Annotated in this window: 12 protein-coding genes; 6 read left to right on the top strand and 6 right to left on the bottom strand. The window is 38.9% G+C overall.

Features of this window, described 5'->3' with window-relative positions:
* On the bottom strand, positions 1-1,759 hold a 1,759-nt coding region (locus CK510_RS13600; RefSeq protein ID WP_143289297.1), incomplete at its 3' end, for an nSTAND1 domain-containing NTPase.
* 496 nt (positions 1,760-2,255) lie between these two features.
* Here CK510_RS13600 and CK510_RS13595 point away from each other — a divergent pair.
* Together CK510_RS13595 and CK510_RS31015 are read left to right on the top strand one after the other, a co-directional pair.
* Entirely contained in the window at positions 2,256-4,679 is a 2,424-nt protein-coding gene (locus CK510_RS13595; protein ID WP_095722212.1) for a CHASE2 domain-containing protein, read from the top strand.
* 347 nt (positions 4,680-5,026) lie between these two features.
* Positions 5,027-5,278, top strand: coding sequence for a hypothetical protein (locus CK510_RS31015; RefSeq protein ID WP_143289296.1), 252 nt, complete (start codon positions 5,027-5,029; stop codon positions 5,276-5,278).
* Positions 5,279-5,407: 129 nt separating this feature from the next.
* On the opposite strand, the gene CK510_RS13590 is transcribed toward CK510_RS31015, so the two are convergent.
* Positions 5,408-5,629: a Calvin cycle protein CP12 gene (locus CK510_RS13590; RefSeq protein ID WP_095722211.1), complete on the bottom strand. Its 222-nt coding sequence runs from the start codon at positions 5,627-5,629 to the stop codon at positions 5,408-5,410.
* A gap of 453 nt (positions 5,630-6,082) precedes the next feature.
* Here CK510_RS13590 and CK510_RS13585 point away from each other — a divergent pair, with 453 nt between their 5' ends.
* Positions 6,083-7,321, top strand: coding sequence for an FIST signal transduction protein (locus CK510_RS13585; protein WP_095722210.1), 1,239 nt, complete (start codon positions 6,083-6,085; stop codon positions 7,319-7,321).
* A gap of 209 nt (positions 7,322-7,530) precedes the next feature.
* Here the strand turns inward: CK510_RS13585 and argB are convergent, their stop codons facing one another.
* Positions 7,531-8,427 carry an acetylglutamate kinase gene (gene argB, locus CK510_RS13580; protein WP_095722209.1) on the bottom strand — a complete coding sequence of 299 codons (897 nt, stop codon included), beginning with the start codon at positions 8,425-8,427 and terminating at the stop codon, positions 7,531-7,533.
* A 239-nt stretch (positions 8,428-8,666) separates the two neighbouring features.
* On the opposite strand from argB, the gene CK510_RS13575 reads away from it, so the two are divergent.
* Both CK510_RS13575 and CK510_RS13570 read left to right on the top strand, forming a co-directional pair.
* Positions 8,667-10,025, top strand: coding sequence for a serine/threonine protein kinase (locus CK510_RS13575; protein WP_245912137.1), 1,359 nt, complete (start codon positions 8,667-8,669; stop codon positions 10,023-10,025).
* A 259-nt stretch (positions 10,026-10,284) separates the two neighbouring features.
* Complete coding sequence (locus tag CK510_RS13570; RefSeq protein ID WP_095722208.1) at positions 10,285-11,634, top strand: serine/threonine protein kinase; 1,350 nt, start codon at positions 10,285-10,287, stop codon at positions 11,632-11,634.
* Positions 11,635-11,648: 14 nt separating this feature from the next.
* On the opposite strand, the gene CK510_RS13565 is transcribed toward CK510_RS13570, so the two are convergent.
* On the bottom strand, positions 11,649-12,197 hold the full coding sequence (locus CK510_RS13565; RefSeq protein ID WP_095722207.1) for a shikimate kinase: 549 nt from the start codon (positions 12,195-12,197) through the stop codon (positions 11,649-11,651).
* Between the two features lie 107 nt (positions 12,198-12,304).
* Positions 12,305-13,930 (bottom strand): NB-ARC domain-containing protein, encoded by a 1,626-nt coding sequence (locus tag CK510_RS13560; RefSeq protein ID WP_095722206.1) that lies wholly within the window; start codon positions 13,928-13,930, stop codon positions 12,305-12,307.
* Positions 13,931-14,406: 476 nt separating this feature from the next.
* Between CK510_RS13560 and CK510_RS13555 the strand changes: the two genes are divergently transcribed.
* A complete protein-coding gene (locus tag CK510_RS13555) occupies positions 14,407-14,601 on the top strand; it encodes a hypothetical protein (RefSeq protein ID WP_095722205.1) in 195 nt (64 codons plus the stop codon).
* A 27-nt stretch (positions 14,602-14,628) separates the two neighbouring features.
* Here the strand turns inward: CK510_RS13555 and CK510_RS13550 are convergent, their stop codons facing one another.
* Entirely contained in the window at positions 14,629-15,411 is a 783-nt protein-coding gene (locus tag CK510_RS13550; RefSeq protein ID WP_095722204.1) for a hypothetical protein, read from the bottom strand.
* Between the last annotated feature and the right edge of the window lie 24 nt (positions 15,412-15,435).

Below are 15,435 nucleotides of genomic sequence, written 5' to 3'. Positions count from 1 at the left end.
CTTGAAGTAAATCGCTAAAAGTGCGATCGCTTAATGCATGTCCGTAAAAATCGGCTCGCAAAGTCATTACTAGAGTCAATCCTGGTGCATCTTTGACTGCGGTAAGTAGTAGTTCGAGAAAGTGTTGCCGTTCTGACTCTGGACAAAGGGTATAGAGTTCTTCAAATTGATCGACAATTATTACTAAGCGGGTACGGGGATTTTGTTGAATATGGCGATCGATAACACGATATAGAGCTTGAATATCGTGTTTGAAAGCGATTTCTAAATCAATTTCCCGTAGACGAAGCAGGGAAGACAGGTTTTCTCGTTGTGCTTCCACATTACTCATTGCAGCAGCTAATGCAGTGATGGGATTATTTCCAGGACGAAATGAAACGATTTCCCAATTACAATTGCTATCTTGCCGCAGGGATGGAATTAACCCAGCAAAGACGACACTGGATTTACCGCTTCCACTGGCACCAACTACGGCAACTAATCGTTGTTTTTTGACTGCTGCTACTAAGTCTCGTGTAAATTGTTCTCGTCCAAAAAATAGATGTGCATCTTGTTCACGGAATGCAAATAATCCTCGATAGGGACATGGTGCTATTCCTCCTAAAGTTAACCAGGTTGGTGGTTCGACTGCGGGGTTTTGGCAAATTACGGGCAACCAGGAAGCTCCGGGAAAGTCATTTTCTAAACCTTGTAATTGTCTGCGGGCTTTTTGAACTGCTGAGTATAGGGGTAAATGTTCGATTGCAAATGCTGTTAAAAAGTTGTTGAAGAAGACTTGCGCGACTAGGTTCGGTACGGGTTCGCGCATGACTATTGTGCTGGGAAGTTGTAATTTTGAGAGTGCAAATGCCAATCCCATTCCGTCGCAAGAATTGAAAATTGCTAATTTTAAGCCATTATCAATTGCGGCTTTGAGTCCTTCTTCAAGTTGTTCGATGGTGATGCTATTGTTGGTTTGGTTAGAGTTGATATGTAATCTGCCTGTGGAACCTTCACTGCGACTGTGACCAGCAAAAAAGATTATATCCCAACCCAGGTTATCCCAAAGATGTGTGTTAAGTTCCTGTCGGTTGGGATTTTTTAGGAATATGACTTGAGAATTCAATTGATTATTTAATTGATGATTATTGCATTCATTATTTAACTCATAATTCAATTTTTTCAAACATTGAACTTCAGCTTCTAAATCAATACCTTGACTATCACCAAGAATCGTCAGAATCCGAATAGATTTCCGTTTTTTTGCTTGTAGAGTTGCTTTACGTTGATATTCTGGCTGTGCGATCGCAATTTCGGCTCTACCATAGTCGCAGAAAAAACCGCAGCGATGCCAAGGTAATCTCCGCATTAAGTCATCACTGGTTTCTAAAATGACTCGGATATCTTCGCTCTTGTCTAATGCCGATCGCAATTGCCGACTCAAGGAAGCTAGTTCTGGTGAATTTAGCCAAGCATTCATCGCTGTTTCTAGCTGCTGACATAAATCATCAAAGCTGAACTGGGAGACGTTTGTAACCCCTGCGATCGCAATCTCTAATTCGTCGTCGTCAGGTACATTGCGAATTACTTTGCGGCTACAAAGATTCTCATAAATTATCCGCCAATGCTGGTATAAATCTAATAAGTGCGGTGCTGAAGGTAAACTACCAATAAACTGCTCTGGAAGTGGATGACCTGAAACCCAAAGTTGTGCGCTGACTCTGGGAAATCCTTGCTTCAAGTCACCATGTCCTAAATTAATGACAACAGACTTGCTCATGGGAACTATTTAATATTTTTGCTGATTGTTTCTTGTTGCTACAATTGACTTTCATTATTTTCCGCAATAATCAAGTAATAATTATAGCTAATGTTATGTAAATTAATACTCGCGATCGTCTATTTATCTTTGATACTCCATATTGTAAATATTTGGGTTAACGTATTTTAGTCCCATAAAATTAAGATAAAATTAATACATAAAAATTACTTAACTAATAATTATAATAAGCTATAAATCCTCACAGGAATACATTTTTCAATTCTCTACTTTTGTATACTTTACTTTTAAATGCTTCAGTAGATATTTTATTTAACATTTCTTCAAGTACATATTTACATAGACATATAAAGATGTTTGAGATTTATTCATTACAATAAAATCTGTTATGTAAACATTCTTATGATATATCTTACGTAAGATATATTACAATAAGTATTAGCAATATTACCGTAATTGTAGCGAAATCATATAAGCATTATTTTGTCATCGTCCTATGGGTAGATTAGTTACTTTAAACTTAAGTAGAGGTAATCTTTACGAAGGCTTTCCTGATGTCACGATGCGGTTGGGAGAGCCAAATAGTGCTTATCAAATGAAGTTTTCAGCTAGTTTACCACCTGCACCAGAGATACCGGAAATATATCGAAATTGGCAATCTTTGTATTCGGGTTTGTGTAACCGTTTATGCTTGCGACACGACAATGATGATAGTTTGGAAATTGAAGAAGCTTATATAACTAACATTTCTGAGTTTGATATTAATGACTTATGTCAGCAGTTTTCAAGACACCTAAATATATGGCTGAATTCATCCGAGTTTCGCAAAATTGACCAACAGATACGCACACAACTTAAGCCTGTAGATGAGATTCGGTTTATATTTGAAACCAACGATAAACTTTTGAGAAAATTACCTTGGCATTTGTGGAATTTTTTTGAAGATTACCCGTTTGCAGAAGTGGCATTAAGTGCTTCAGAATATCAGATATCGAATAAAATTGCATTGAATACTAATAATAGTAAAGTCAAAAAAAATAAAGTTTTAGCAATATTTGGTAATAATCAAGGGATAGATATTGGCAAAGACAAATATTTTTTAGAAAAGTTATCGAATCAAGCCGAAATTAAATTTTTAATCGAGCCAAATCTAAGCCTTTTAAACGAGCATCTGTGGCAAGAAGGATGGGATATTCTGTTTTTTGCTGGTCATAGTTCCAACCAGAATCAAGGTAAACTGTACATCAATCAAACAGATACAATAACCATCGAACAATTGAGATATGCAATCCGACAAGCAATTAGTCGCGGGTTGAAACTAGCAATTTTTAACTCTTGTGATGGTTTGGGATTAGCGCAGCAACTCGAAGACTTGCATATTCCCCAAGTTATTGTCATGCGAGAACTAGTTCCCGATGCGATCGCACAAGAATTTCTCAAAAATTTCCTAACTGAATTTTCCCACGGACGCTCCCTATATACATCAGTGCGTTTGGCAAGGGAACGGTTACAAGGATTGGAAAATCAGTATCCTTGCGCGACATGGTTGCCGATAATTTGTCAAAATCCAGCCGAACCACCAATGGAATGGCAGACTGGGGATATGGGGAAAAGGAAAATACATACCCAATTTATACCCGCGAAATCCCCTCAACTTCAAGTTTGGGAACAACCCAATCATAGATTCTTACTACCAAGACTCCGCAAACATCAACGAACAATTCCCATATTGCTGCTGATGAGTTTCTTAATTGCGATCGCGATTATGGGGATGCGTCATTATGGAGGGTTGCAACCTTGGGAATTAAGGAGTTACGACCATTTACAGCGAATCCAGGCAGTTGAAAAACCCGATCCCAGGCTATTACTAATTACCGTAGACGAAGCAGACATTAAATACCAAATTGCCAGGGGAATGGATATGCGTTGGTCACTCTCTGACCAAGCACTATCAGAACTTTTGCAAAAACTTGACAAATACGAACCGGAAATCATTGGTATTGATATTTACCGAGATTTTCCGGTTGATGCTAAGTATCCAAATTTAGTAACTCGCTTCCAACAAGATCGAAGATTAATCGGTGTTTGCAAGATTTCCGCCACCAATGATAGCACAACAGAAGGTACAGCACCACCACCAAATATCCCTAAAGAGGGCTTAGGATTTAGCGATTTTGTTGCCGATGATGATGGTATTCCCCGTCGTCAATTATTGCATACTAGACCCCCAATGGATTCACCTTGTACGGCAAATTTATCATTTGGTTATCAACTTGCAAGGCGTTATTTAAAAGCAAAAGGTTTAAAAGCAGAGATTAATTCCCAAGGTTATTTACAGATAGGAAATCAATTATTTCGGCAGTTGCAATCCCATAGTAGTGGTTATCAGCGAGTTGATGCATCTGGCTATCAAATCCTACTTAAATACCGTCCACTAACATCATTGAGGGAAATTGCCCCACAAGTATCGTTGCGGGATATTCTCAGTAACCAAGTGAAACCAGAATTAATTGATTCTGTCAAAAACCGAGTTGTAATTATCGGAGTGACGGCATCAAGTACAAGCGATCGCTGGCGAACTCCATTTAGTAATATAGTAACCGACAGAGACAAGCAGATACCTGGGGTGTATCTGCAAGCACAAATGGTCAGCCATATTTTGAGTGCTGTTTTGGATCGACGAGCTTTAATTTGGTGGTGGTCAGAGTGGATAGAAGGGTTGTGGGTATTGGCTTGGGCATTACTGGGGGCAGTGCTAGCGTTTTCAATTTCCCGACCTTTGCCTTTAGGATTGGGTGTAGCATTTGGGTTATTCAGTTTGTCTGGTATCTGCTATTTTGTCTTTACCCAAGCCGGATGGATACCCCTTGTACCTGCTGCGATCGCTTTTGTTTTATGTGCAGTCGTAATTAAAAAGTAGGCATGTAGAGACGCGATGTACCAAGTCTCTAGAGGATTTTCAATAGACATCTCCAAAAATTAAATATGCGTTATCTAGAACCCTTGTAGAGACGTAGCACTGCTACGTCTCTACATTCATTATCGGAGATGCCTAATAATTGTGTAAACCTAAGTATCAATTTTCGTGCGATCGCATAAAACTTTAGGTTTCTTCCTATAAATACAAAGAACGACAATAAATTATTTGTCGATTTATGCAAACAATCTGTGAAATTTACTTAGATATGTACAGTGTTTGCTAATCCTGAAAGCTTTTGTCAAAGCCAGGATTAGACGTTTGCTATCAATGATAATAAGAATTTAATTATGATGTTTAAAAATTACCCATGTTGGAAACACTACCGACTAGTTAGTGTAATTACTTTTCTGTGGTTCAGTACTCTATTCCCTTTGTTCTCCGTCAATAATTTTAGTCATATTCTCAGCAATATTATATCTATTCAAATAATTACCGATTCAGAAAACCTTGTCGCTCAGAAATTCCCTGAAAATGGTGATCCAAAAGGTCGTCGTCGCGGTGGTACAAGTCGTCTCTACAGCAGTTCAGTTAATGCATAGATATACTGCAAATTGCTTAAAATTTGACTAAGGTACTTCCAGAAAATAAAATCTCCAAATCATAATATACTTACCAACCCTATCATAAATAAGGGTGGGGAGACCCCACCCCTACAATATTGGAGTATATTAGTCTTCGTAAACTCTGCACTCAGCAGCCTCTGGGTTGTCGTCGCAGTACTGTTCTAAAGAGTTTTTTGGTTTTTGTTGCCGTTGGTGAGAAGCTTCCGCTTGGAGTTCTTCAACTGCATCCCAAGCAGCCGCACATTCGGGAGACTCTGTACCTGTGATACCGCAAACAGCACGGGCTTGTTCGAGTTCGGTTTGGATTTTGTCTTGGATATCGCTCATTCTGATTCCCTAAATAATTATTGATTGTACCAGTATCTAAAAAAATGGAAAATTGCTGTTTAGCTTCATTCACTCCCAATTCTAGCGATTCTAGCAACCTATGTCAGAGACAAGCCAAAGAAGCGTCTACGCGCCGATCTGGTTGTTACAAGTCTACTTCACTACAAATACAATAATTTCAATGCTGAATGGTAAACATAGCTTGTTTTTTATGTTTGTGTTTTTTTTGTGTTTTTTTTGTGTTTTAATTATTTTTACTTATGTGTGCTATAAGAATTACTAGACAAAATGGTTAAAGTGTAGTAGAAGCTATCTTTTCGGGATAAAATATTTATCCAGATGAATTATATTTAGATTAAAATATTAGATTCAAGTACTAGATTCAAAATCATCTCAAAATCTCACGTACCTCAAAACCATAGTATCCTCGCAAGAAGAAAGAGTTGACAAAATATGCCAGACCAAATGCAGTGGGTGAATGCCCTCTCAACCCGTCCTTCTTTGGAAGCAGCTATTACTGAAGTAGTCGATCGCACTACGTCTTTATTAACAAAGCCTGCTGATTTGGGACTGGTGTTTATTTCGTCTGCTTTTGCCAGCGAGTATTCGCGGTTGTTACCGTTATTGGCAGAAAAATTATCCCTACCCGTTTTGGTTGGTTGTAGTGGAGGTGGTGTGGTTGGCACTACTAGTTATGGCGACACTCAAGAACTTGAATCTGAACCCGCATTATGTTTGACTTTAGCCTATTTGCCGGGAGTCAATGTCCAAGCTTTTCATCTTGAAGCTTCCGAGTTACCAGATTTAGATGGTCCCCCCGATGCTTGGGTTGATTTAATTGGGGTTTCACCCAATCTGAATCCACAATTTATCTTGTTTTCCGGTTCTTTTTCCGCAGGTGTTAACGATTTGTTGCAGGGTATTGACTTTGCTTACCCTGGTTCTAAGACTGTGGGAGGACAGGGAAGTGGTAGTCGGTTTGGTAGTCGGATTGGTTTGTTTTGCCACGTTGGTGGAGATTCTGACTTGGATAATCGGGTTTTTGGCGATGGGGTGGTGGGGTTGGCATTGAGTGGCAATATTGTTTTAGATACAATTGTGGCGCAAGGTTGTAGACCAATTGGTAAACCGCTTCAAGTTACTAAAGGTGATCGCAATATTATTATTGAACTTGATGAACAAGTTCCCCTAGCTGTTTTACGGGATACGATCGCGAGTCTCAGTGAAGAAGAGCGAGCATTAGCACAAAATTGGCTGTTTGTTGGGGTTGCAATGGACGAATTTAAACAAGATTTGCAACCAGGGGATTTTTTGATTCGCAGTATTTTAGGAGTCGATCCCGGAGCTGGTGCGATCGCAATTGGTGATAAGGTACGTTCAGGACAACGTTTGCAATTCCACATTCGCGATGCGGAAACATCCACAGAAGACCTAGAATTTTTACTACAACGCTATCAAAGCCAAAATCCTGATACCACCTCGTCGATTGGTGCTTTGATGTTTTCCTGTGTGGGACGTGGTGAAGGTCTTTACGGGAAACCTCATTTCGATTCACAATTATTCCACCGCTATCTCCATCATATTCCCCTGAGTGGCTTTTTCTGCGGTGGTGAAATCGGTCCGGTTGGTAGTGGTACTTTTCTCCATGCTTTTACTTCGGTGTTTGGAATTTTGAAAAGGGGTACAAAATAAATTTTCCTTTCATTAGACATCTCCGGAAAAGACGTAGAGACGTAGCATTGCTACGTCTCTACAAGGGTTCTGGGTAACGCATAATTAAATTCGGTCGATGTCTATGTGTAGGGGCGGGGTTCTCTTGCCCTCATAAGTGGTACGATCGCACTTGCATATGGTGAGGATATTTTAATTTTCTGCAAAACCCTTACGAAAAAAGTACCAAATCACATCATAAAATTGGAACCAACAAGCATTGTCCCAATCCCAACATCAGTAAATATTTCCAGCAATAGGGAATGAGGTATGCGACCATCAAGAATATGTGCTGCTTTCACACCTTGAGCAAGCGATCGCACACAACAATTTACTTTCGGTATCATTCCCCCCGCAACAACCCCTGTAGCAATCAAATCTCGTGTTTCTTGGATATCAAGTTTAGGAATTAGGGTCGAAGGGTCTTTATAATCTTTTAAAATACCTCTGGTATCGGTAAGTAAAATTAGCTTTTCCGCACCCAAAGCAGCAGCTATTTCCCCCGCGATCGTATCAGCATTAATATTATAGGCTTGTCCCGTTTCGTCAGCAGCAACACTAGAAACCACCGGGATATAACCATTTTCCGCCAACATGTTCAAAATACTCACATCAACACTGCTAACATCCCCAACAAAACCGATTCCTTCCTGCCCTTGGGGACGAGCTGTAATCAAGTTACCATCCTTGCCGCACAATCCAACAGCTTTCCCCCCAGCTTGATGAATTAACGAGACAATTTCTTTATTGACGCGACCGACTAACACCATTTCCACCACATCCATTGTTGCAGCATCGGTCACACGCAAACCATTTTTGAACTGCGCTTCAATACCTAGTTTATCCAACCAGCTATTAATTTCTGGTCCTCCACCATGAACGACGATAGGACGTAACCCAACGCAGGAAAGGAAAACAATATCCCGAATCACCGTATCTTTGAGTTTAGAATCCTTCATTGCCGCACCGCCATATTTTACCACCACAGTGCGACCTGCGAACTTTTGAATGTAGGGTAATGCTTCGCTGAGAACACGAACACGGGTTGCTTCAGCTTGTTTGATATATTCTGTATCGTTAACCATAATCAGGAATCTGAGATTGTGGAAAGTATCCTTGACGTAAACTTTGCCACGGGGATTCTCCCCTGTGGCAAGATTTACAATTTAGAGGAGTTTTGCGCTTAAAACAATCTCCCACAGAAAAACTGCAACATTGGATATAATTTGTAAAACAATATTTTTCGACTTAACAAAGAGTGAAATCTGTTATAAAAGTTAATATTCTTTCGTGATACTTCTATCCTGCGGGAAGCGATCGCATTGCAATGTTAAAAGCACAAGATATGTTAGAAGCACAAGAAATTCTGGTAGAACGATATCAACTTCAACGAATTTTGGGTGAAAGTGCCAGTCGTCAAACTTGGTTAGCGCTGGATTTGACGAATCAAGAGCCAGTTGTGGTTAAATTGCTGTTAGCGAGCGATAATTTGCAGTGGGATAATTTGCGGTTGTTTGAGCGGGAAGCGAAAGTACTGCGACAATTAGAGCATTTTTACATACCCCAATATCGCGATAGTTTTGTTCTCGATCGCAATATCGTATCCTTTGCTTTGGTGCAGGAATACATTCCCGCAAAATCCCTCAAAGAAGTGCTAGGAGAGGGAAAAATTTTTAACGAAACCGAAGCCAGAGAAATTGCGATCGCAGTTCTCAAAATCCTCATTTACCTCCACAAACTTAGTCCTCCCGCTTTACATCGAGATATTAAACCCAGCAATTTATTAATTGATTGGTCGAGAAATCAACAACCTCAAATTTACTTAGTTGACTTTGGTGCTGTTCAAGACAAAGCAGCAGCCGAGGGAGCAACTTTTACAGTGGTGGGAACCTATGGATATGCTCCCTTAGAGCAGTTTGGAGGACGAGCGACACCTGCATCTGACCTCTACGCACTGGGAGCCACTTTAGTTAATTTAGTTACGGGGTTTGCACCCGCAGATTTGCCCCAATTCGATTCCAAAATGCAATTTTCCAACCTCGTTCAACTCAATCCAGGGTTTGTGAGGTGGTTGCAGAAAATGACCGAACCTAATTTAGAATATCGCTTTGAAAGTGCGATCGCAGCTTTGGAAGCTTTGGAAATAAATCAGTTTGCAATTACTGCAACTAGTGCAGATAAAGATATTCCCAATACTTCCATATCGGTAAGCAAATCACCAGATAAATTAGTAGTTCATATCCCTGGAAACAAAAATATCTTAGGATTGACAATTGGAAGTATTGGATTAATTCTCTGGGTATGTTTTTGGCTTCCGACTCTGGGCATGAATTTTACTTTCAACTCCCGTTTTATCTGGCTTTTAACGTGGTTAATATTAGGGTTTGTATTCACAGCTTGGTGGACATTACCTAGCAATGTGGAAAGTTATATTTGTTTGGATAATCGCAATTTTGAAATTAAATGGAAATTATTTGGATTCACTCTAAGAACCCAGCGTGGTAGTGTGTCAGATATTGATAAGGTATATAGTTCTAAAACTGGTAATTCAGATATGAAAAAATTGTATGAGGTAGTTTTATCTTTGGGAGTCAATGAATACTATTTTAGTCGTATTAAAGGTAATCTTAGCTCAGAGGAAAGTCGTTACATTGCTTCAAAAATTAGAGATTGGTTAGGGATTTAGGTTATTTTTGAATTTTTCAGTTATTTTTTAAAATACTCTAGAAACCGGGTTTATCCCACCATCGAATGCTTGATATAACGAAGAATCATTCAGATATTCGCGTTTAGGGAGAAATTGGGTTTATGGGTTATTGCATCGGAGAGAAACCCAATTTCCTGAGTTTTTCTGACTGCGATAAGCTTGACTTTCAAGACAGTCGCTACAAAACTACTTTTTAAATTAATTGTCTAATTTTTGAAACGAGCAACTGGAGGATAAAATGTTAGAACTAGGGCAAATACTAGGAAATCGCTACAAATTAGAAAAAAAATTAGGACAAGATACCAGTCGTCAAACCTGGTTAGCAACATCATTAGATTCACAATCGCAAACAGAAAAAACAGAACAAGTGGTTCTCAAATTACTAACCCTCAGTCCACAAATTCAGTGGGATGAACAAAAATTATTTGAAAGGGAAGCTCAAGTTTTAAAAAATCTCAACCATCCTCGTATTCCCAAATACCGTGATTATTTTATTCTTGAAGATTTACCAGGTTCAAAATTTCCTTGGTTTGTATTAGTCCAAAACTATATTCCTGGTATATCGCTCCAAGAAGCACTCAATCAAGGACAGCGTTTTGCGGAATCCCAAGTAGAAAAAATTGCCATTGAGATATTAAGTATTCTAGTTTATTTACACGAACTCAATCCACCCCTATTACATCGCGATATTAAACCGAGTAATTTGATTTTGGGAGCAGATGAACGGGTTTATTTAGTTGATTTTGGTGCTGTGCAAGATAAAGCTGTCGCCGAAGGTGTTACTTTTACAGTAGTAGGAACTTACGGTTATGTACCAATGGAACAATTTGCTGGACGTGCTGAACCTGCATCAGATTTATATGCATTAGGTGCGACATTAATCCATTTACTAACAGGAACAAATCCGGCTGATTTACCCTATGAAAATTCTCGCATAAAATTTACAAATCTAGTTAGTATTGATTTGGGATTAGTGAATTGGATTAGTAAGCTTACCGAACCAAATATTCGCGATCGCATTCCCACAGCCAAGGAAGCAATTACAGCACTCGAAAACAAACACAACCTCAGTTCTCCCGTTATTAACCATAAACCAACGGGTAGTAAAATTCAACTGCAACAATCAGCTAATTGCCTAGAAATTAAGCTTCCCAAACGGGGAGGTAAATCATTACGAGCTTTTTATTTAATTGGTTTATTTACACCTTTTATCTGGCAAATTGTCCAGATGAGTAGTTGGTCATTAGGTTCTCATACCACTCTATTTTGGTTCTATTTAATCATTATTTTACTATCTATTTTCACAATTATTCCGACAACTCTATTACCAGTATTTGGACATACAGATTTATATTTTGAGCGGGATAAATTTGAAATTCAATGGAAAATATTTGGATTTTGTTACAAGCGATCGCACGGGAAAACCCAATTAATTGAAAAGATTTATCAAGAGAAAACAAAAAAACCTTTAGCTCCAATGGGTATAACTATCGAATTAGTTGGAGGTAAAAAATTTACAACTACTCCCCTAGCTATAGTCGAACGTCATTGGTTGCTAGATGAAATTGCCGATTGGTTGAAATTTTAAATATTTTAATTTAGCTAATTTTGCGAGTTATCTTGTTTCAAAACGCTAGGAATTGCATCCATAATTCGCTGTGCAATACTTTCAGGGGTTTCATCTTCACTAATCGTTATATGTAAATCAGCTTGAGAATAAAGTGGTATGCGTTGTTCCAAGAGCGATCGCAATTTTTCTTGTGGGTTAGCATCCTGCAATAATGGTCTAGTAGTATCTTCAGCTAAACGACTGCAAAGTAAATCTACAGGAACATCCAACCAAACCACCAACCCGTGACGCAGATAACCCCAATTCTCCCGACGCATGATGATACCTCCACCAGTTGCGATCGCAAGTTTTGTATAAGCACAAATTTGTCCTAAAATATCGCTTTCAACCTGTCGAAATTCGGCTTCCCCAACAGATACAAATATCTCATTAATACTTTTACCCGCAGCCTTGGTAATCACCTCATCAGTATCCAAAAAGCCGTACTGTAGATGTTGCGCTACTAAACGTCCCACAGTCGTTTTCCCAGCACCCATCATCCCGATTAAGTATACATTTATACCCTGTAATATATCGTTCATTGGTTAATAGTTAGTAGTTGAAAATTGGGAATTGCCCATACCCAAATACAAAACCCTCTTCTTAGCGTCTTAGCGCGACACAAATCTATATTTAACTGCCTTAACCATTACATTTCCGCATTCAACCTCAATTCACGAATATAATTCTTCAAATGGGTTTCAAAAATAGTATGGTTAATCAACAGCGACGATGTATGTGTACCAGCCAAAAGCATATTCTCCTCAATCAAACGCTCCACTATATATTCCATTAAAACAGGAGTTTGAGCAAAACTATTTCCTTGACGTTCAATCAGCGATCGCCTTTGTAATAACTCAATCGTTTCCAAAATTAATCTCTGGGAAACTCTAGGCACAATATCCCTCTGTAACTTCCGCAGAGACAAAAAATCTGGATTCAACGCTAACAAATACATTACCTGCTTTTCTAACTGCGATAAACGCTGAAATTGTTTGTCTAAAACGACACGAATTTCACCAAAAACCACCGTACCCTGCTCGATAAATTCGTATATACTACCTCCAAACAACTCCTGAATGGCTGTCCCTACCAACTTTAAAAATAACGGATTTCCTGCATACCAATCAACCAAAAGTCTTGATTCTTCATCTTTGATATTGCTAAATCCCTTAGCTTTGAGAACTTCTGAACCATGAACATAGCTCAATCCCGTCAATTTTAAAGCGCGTACTGGTAAAGACTCACCAGAAAGAGCTGCGATCGCTTGTGGCTTCTCTCTACTTGTAACTAACACACAACTTTGATGTAGTGACTCCCCCAAACGTCTAATCAATTCACCATAACCCTCATAACCGGGGAGATAATTGATTTGTGGGAGAACATGACCCATTATCTCATTCGATGATGAATCGCTAGCTAAAATAGCATCAACAGCATCCAGAACAATTAAACAACGGGAAGAACGCATATACTCAACTAGTTGAGAAATACTTCCCTCCACAGTATCTGCAATCTCAATATCTGGATGTCCAGATAAAAATTTAATTAATTGATTAACCAGAACCTCTAATGATGGCGCTAACTGTAAAGAACGCCAAATGATAAAATCGAATTCTCCATGAATTTGCTGCGCTAACTTCACAGAAAGGGCTGTTTTACCAATTCCAGCCATTCCCAAAAGCACTACTAAGCGACAACGCTCTTGAATAATCCAATCTTGAATTTGTGCGACTTCATTTTCCCTACCGTAAAACGTAGAGACATCAATTGCTTCCCCCCAATCTTGTTGCTGGGCTATTTGCATAGTTACTAATTCCGCAGCTTCTTTTTCGTCTTTCGAGTATATTAATGTACTAGAGCGTAAGTCCACTACAGTGACTAATTCACCAGTTGTGATTACTGAATTATTTGTTACTTCGATTTGTAGACAATTTTTTTTATAACCAGCTTTCTCTAATAAATGGGTGACACGACTCCAGTTTTTGACTTTAATACTAGTACCAGCTTCGATACTTAGCATCTCTTCTATATATTTATATAATCCATTTGATAAATAAACCCTAACTGTACTGCTACTTTTACTTTTATAAACAGCACTTGCTATTTCAGCTGGACTAAAACCGCAAAGTAACCCACGTAAAAACTTTTTTTCAACAGGTGTTAGTGCTTTCCTTTTTGCAGAAGCTAAATCAACATATAACTTTTCTAATTCCCAGCTATTCTTTGCTTCTACAAATTCTTCTTCCACTATATGCGGTTCGCTGACAGTCATTATTTTTGTTATTTTCTCCTTATTTAGGTAACATATTAACTATTTTCCTATGAAGTCAGAATAAATCAAAAATAAAACTCTAACGAATTTAATAACATTCGTTAGGTGACTTAGTAATTCTGACTTCGGTATCTTAAGACTTAACGGAACTTTAAAATAGTTTGGTTAAAACTTTATTGAATCTATACCTGGAAGTGAAAAGAGAAGAAACAATTATCTGGAGGATTGAATGATTGTATTTTGGCATAATCAATGTTCCCATGAGAACACTAGTGATACCGCAATAATTCCTATAAAACCAGACTCAGGCAACAAAAATCAATAAGTAACCGATATTCAGGTATTAAACATGACAAAACTGGCAGAATTTTCCAAAAAAAGCTTTGTCATTCTTTGCGGTTGAACGATTAAATTCACTGCATATCTAATCTGAGTAGTCCGAATAAATAAGTGTGGTATGAATTGAGGTTCCAACTATGACTCGGATTCGTGATGTTGTTCAAGAAGCATTAACGACTGGTTATTTAACCCTTGATGCTGAAAACAAACTTCGACGACTATTAACCACTCGCTACGATATCGAAGACTTGAATGCGTTTATGAAGCTACAAGAAGCGGCAATGATGGGTGAAGTTAAACAAGAAGCCCGTGAACGTTGTGGGATTAAGTAGAATCACTTCTGGAGATGGAAAATCGCTTTATTTACGGGATTTGCGCGACTTCGAGCCAAAATCCTCATCTTCATCCTCTTCAAAAAAGCTCCAATCATCATCTCCACTTTGATTATTCGCTGTGGATGTGGATGGGGAACTGGTAGAAGGTTGAGGTGAGGTTGAGTCTGCTTGATATGGAGGAACGATAACTCGATAGTCAGCATCGTAAACCGATTCCGTTTTTCCAACTCCAGAATTTTTGGGTTCGCGGTAACTAATTGAATAGGAGGAACCTGATTTATCGCTGCGAATGGGTTGTTGTTCGCGATCGCGTAGCGGTTCTCCCAGAACATCGTAATTTCGGGAATTGCCGCTAACTGGCTTATCTCTAGGCTCTTCTTGAGGACGGTAATTTGAAGAAGGCTTTTGTTCAAAGTCCCAATCTTCGCTAGCTTCGATATCCCAATCATCCTCAGCATTGCTTTTATATTCGCTCTTCTGCTTCGATTCTGGACTACTTGTTGAGCGAAATGTAGTTTCTGCTGGTTGACGAGATGAGGAACTGCTAGAAGACGAAGAAACTGTGGATTGGGAACGGGTTTGTTTGCTCGAACCTTGGAAATAATTGCCTAGTTCGTGCAAACTGCTCACCAACAGTTCGGTGATGCCACCTGCAACAATACTTAACAAAATCCACATCGCTAATGGTAGGGGTTGCGATCGCACTCCCAAAATCACTAACGGTAAAGCTGGGGAGGAATTTTGCACTAACAGTAGTGTTAGTCCTCCCAGCACCCCAACTAGTAAAATTAAACGAATTACAGCCATAGAAGTTTAAATAAGGTTAAATGG

It is taken from the genome of Brunnivagina elsteri CCALA 953 (genome assembly GCF_002289455.1).
GTDB classification, from domain to species: domain Bacteria; phylum Cyanobacteriota; class Cyanobacteriia; order Cyanobacteriales; family Nostocaceae; genus Brunnivagina; species Brunnivagina elsteri.
Note: the sequence above shows the minus strand (reverse complement) of the source record. Positions and strands in the feature narration are given on the sequence as shown.

Excerpts from the sequence above, each read along its gene's own strand:
- CK510_RS13570 (WP_095722208.1), top strand. The coding sequence starts at position 10,285 with ATGTTAGAACTAGGGCAAATACTAGGAAATCGCTACAAATTAGAAAAA.
- CK510_RS13560 (WP_095722206.1), bottom strand. The coding sequence starts at position 13,930 with ATGACTGTCAGCGAACCGCATATAGTGGAAGAAGAATTTGTAGAAGCA.
- CK510_RS13585 (WP_095722210.1), top strand. The coding sequence starts at position 6,083 with ATGCCAGACCAAATGCAGTGGGTGAATGCCCTCTCAACCCGTCCTTCT.
- CK510_RS13555 (WP_095722205.1), top strand. The coding sequence starts at position 14,407 with ATGACTCGGATTCGTGATGTTGTTCAAGAAGCATTAACGACTGGTTAT.
- CK510_RS13590 (WP_095722211.1), bottom strand. The coding sequence starts at position 5,629 with ATGAGCGATATCCAAGACAAAATCCAAACCGAACTCGAACAAGCCCGT.
- CK510_RS31015 (WP_143289296.1), top strand. The coding sequence starts at position 5,027 with ATGATGTTTAAAAATTACCCATGTTGGAAACACTACCGACTAGTTAGT.
- CK510_RS13595 (WP_095722212.1), top strand. The coding sequence starts at position 2,256 with ATGGGTAGATTAGTTACTTTAAACTTAAGTAGAGGTAATCTTTACGAA.
- CK510_RS13575 (WP_245912137.1), top strand. The coding sequence starts at position 8,667 with ATGTTAAAAGCACAAGATATGTTAGAAGCACAAGAAATTCTGGTAGAA.
- CK510_RS13565 (WP_095722207.1), bottom strand. The coding sequence starts at position 12,197 with ATGAACGATATATTACAGGGTATAAATGTATACTTAATCGGGATGATG.
- CK510_RS13550 (WP_095722204.1), bottom strand. The coding sequence starts at position 15,411 with ATGGCTGTAATTCGTTTAATTTTACTAGTTGGGGTGCTGGGAGGACTA.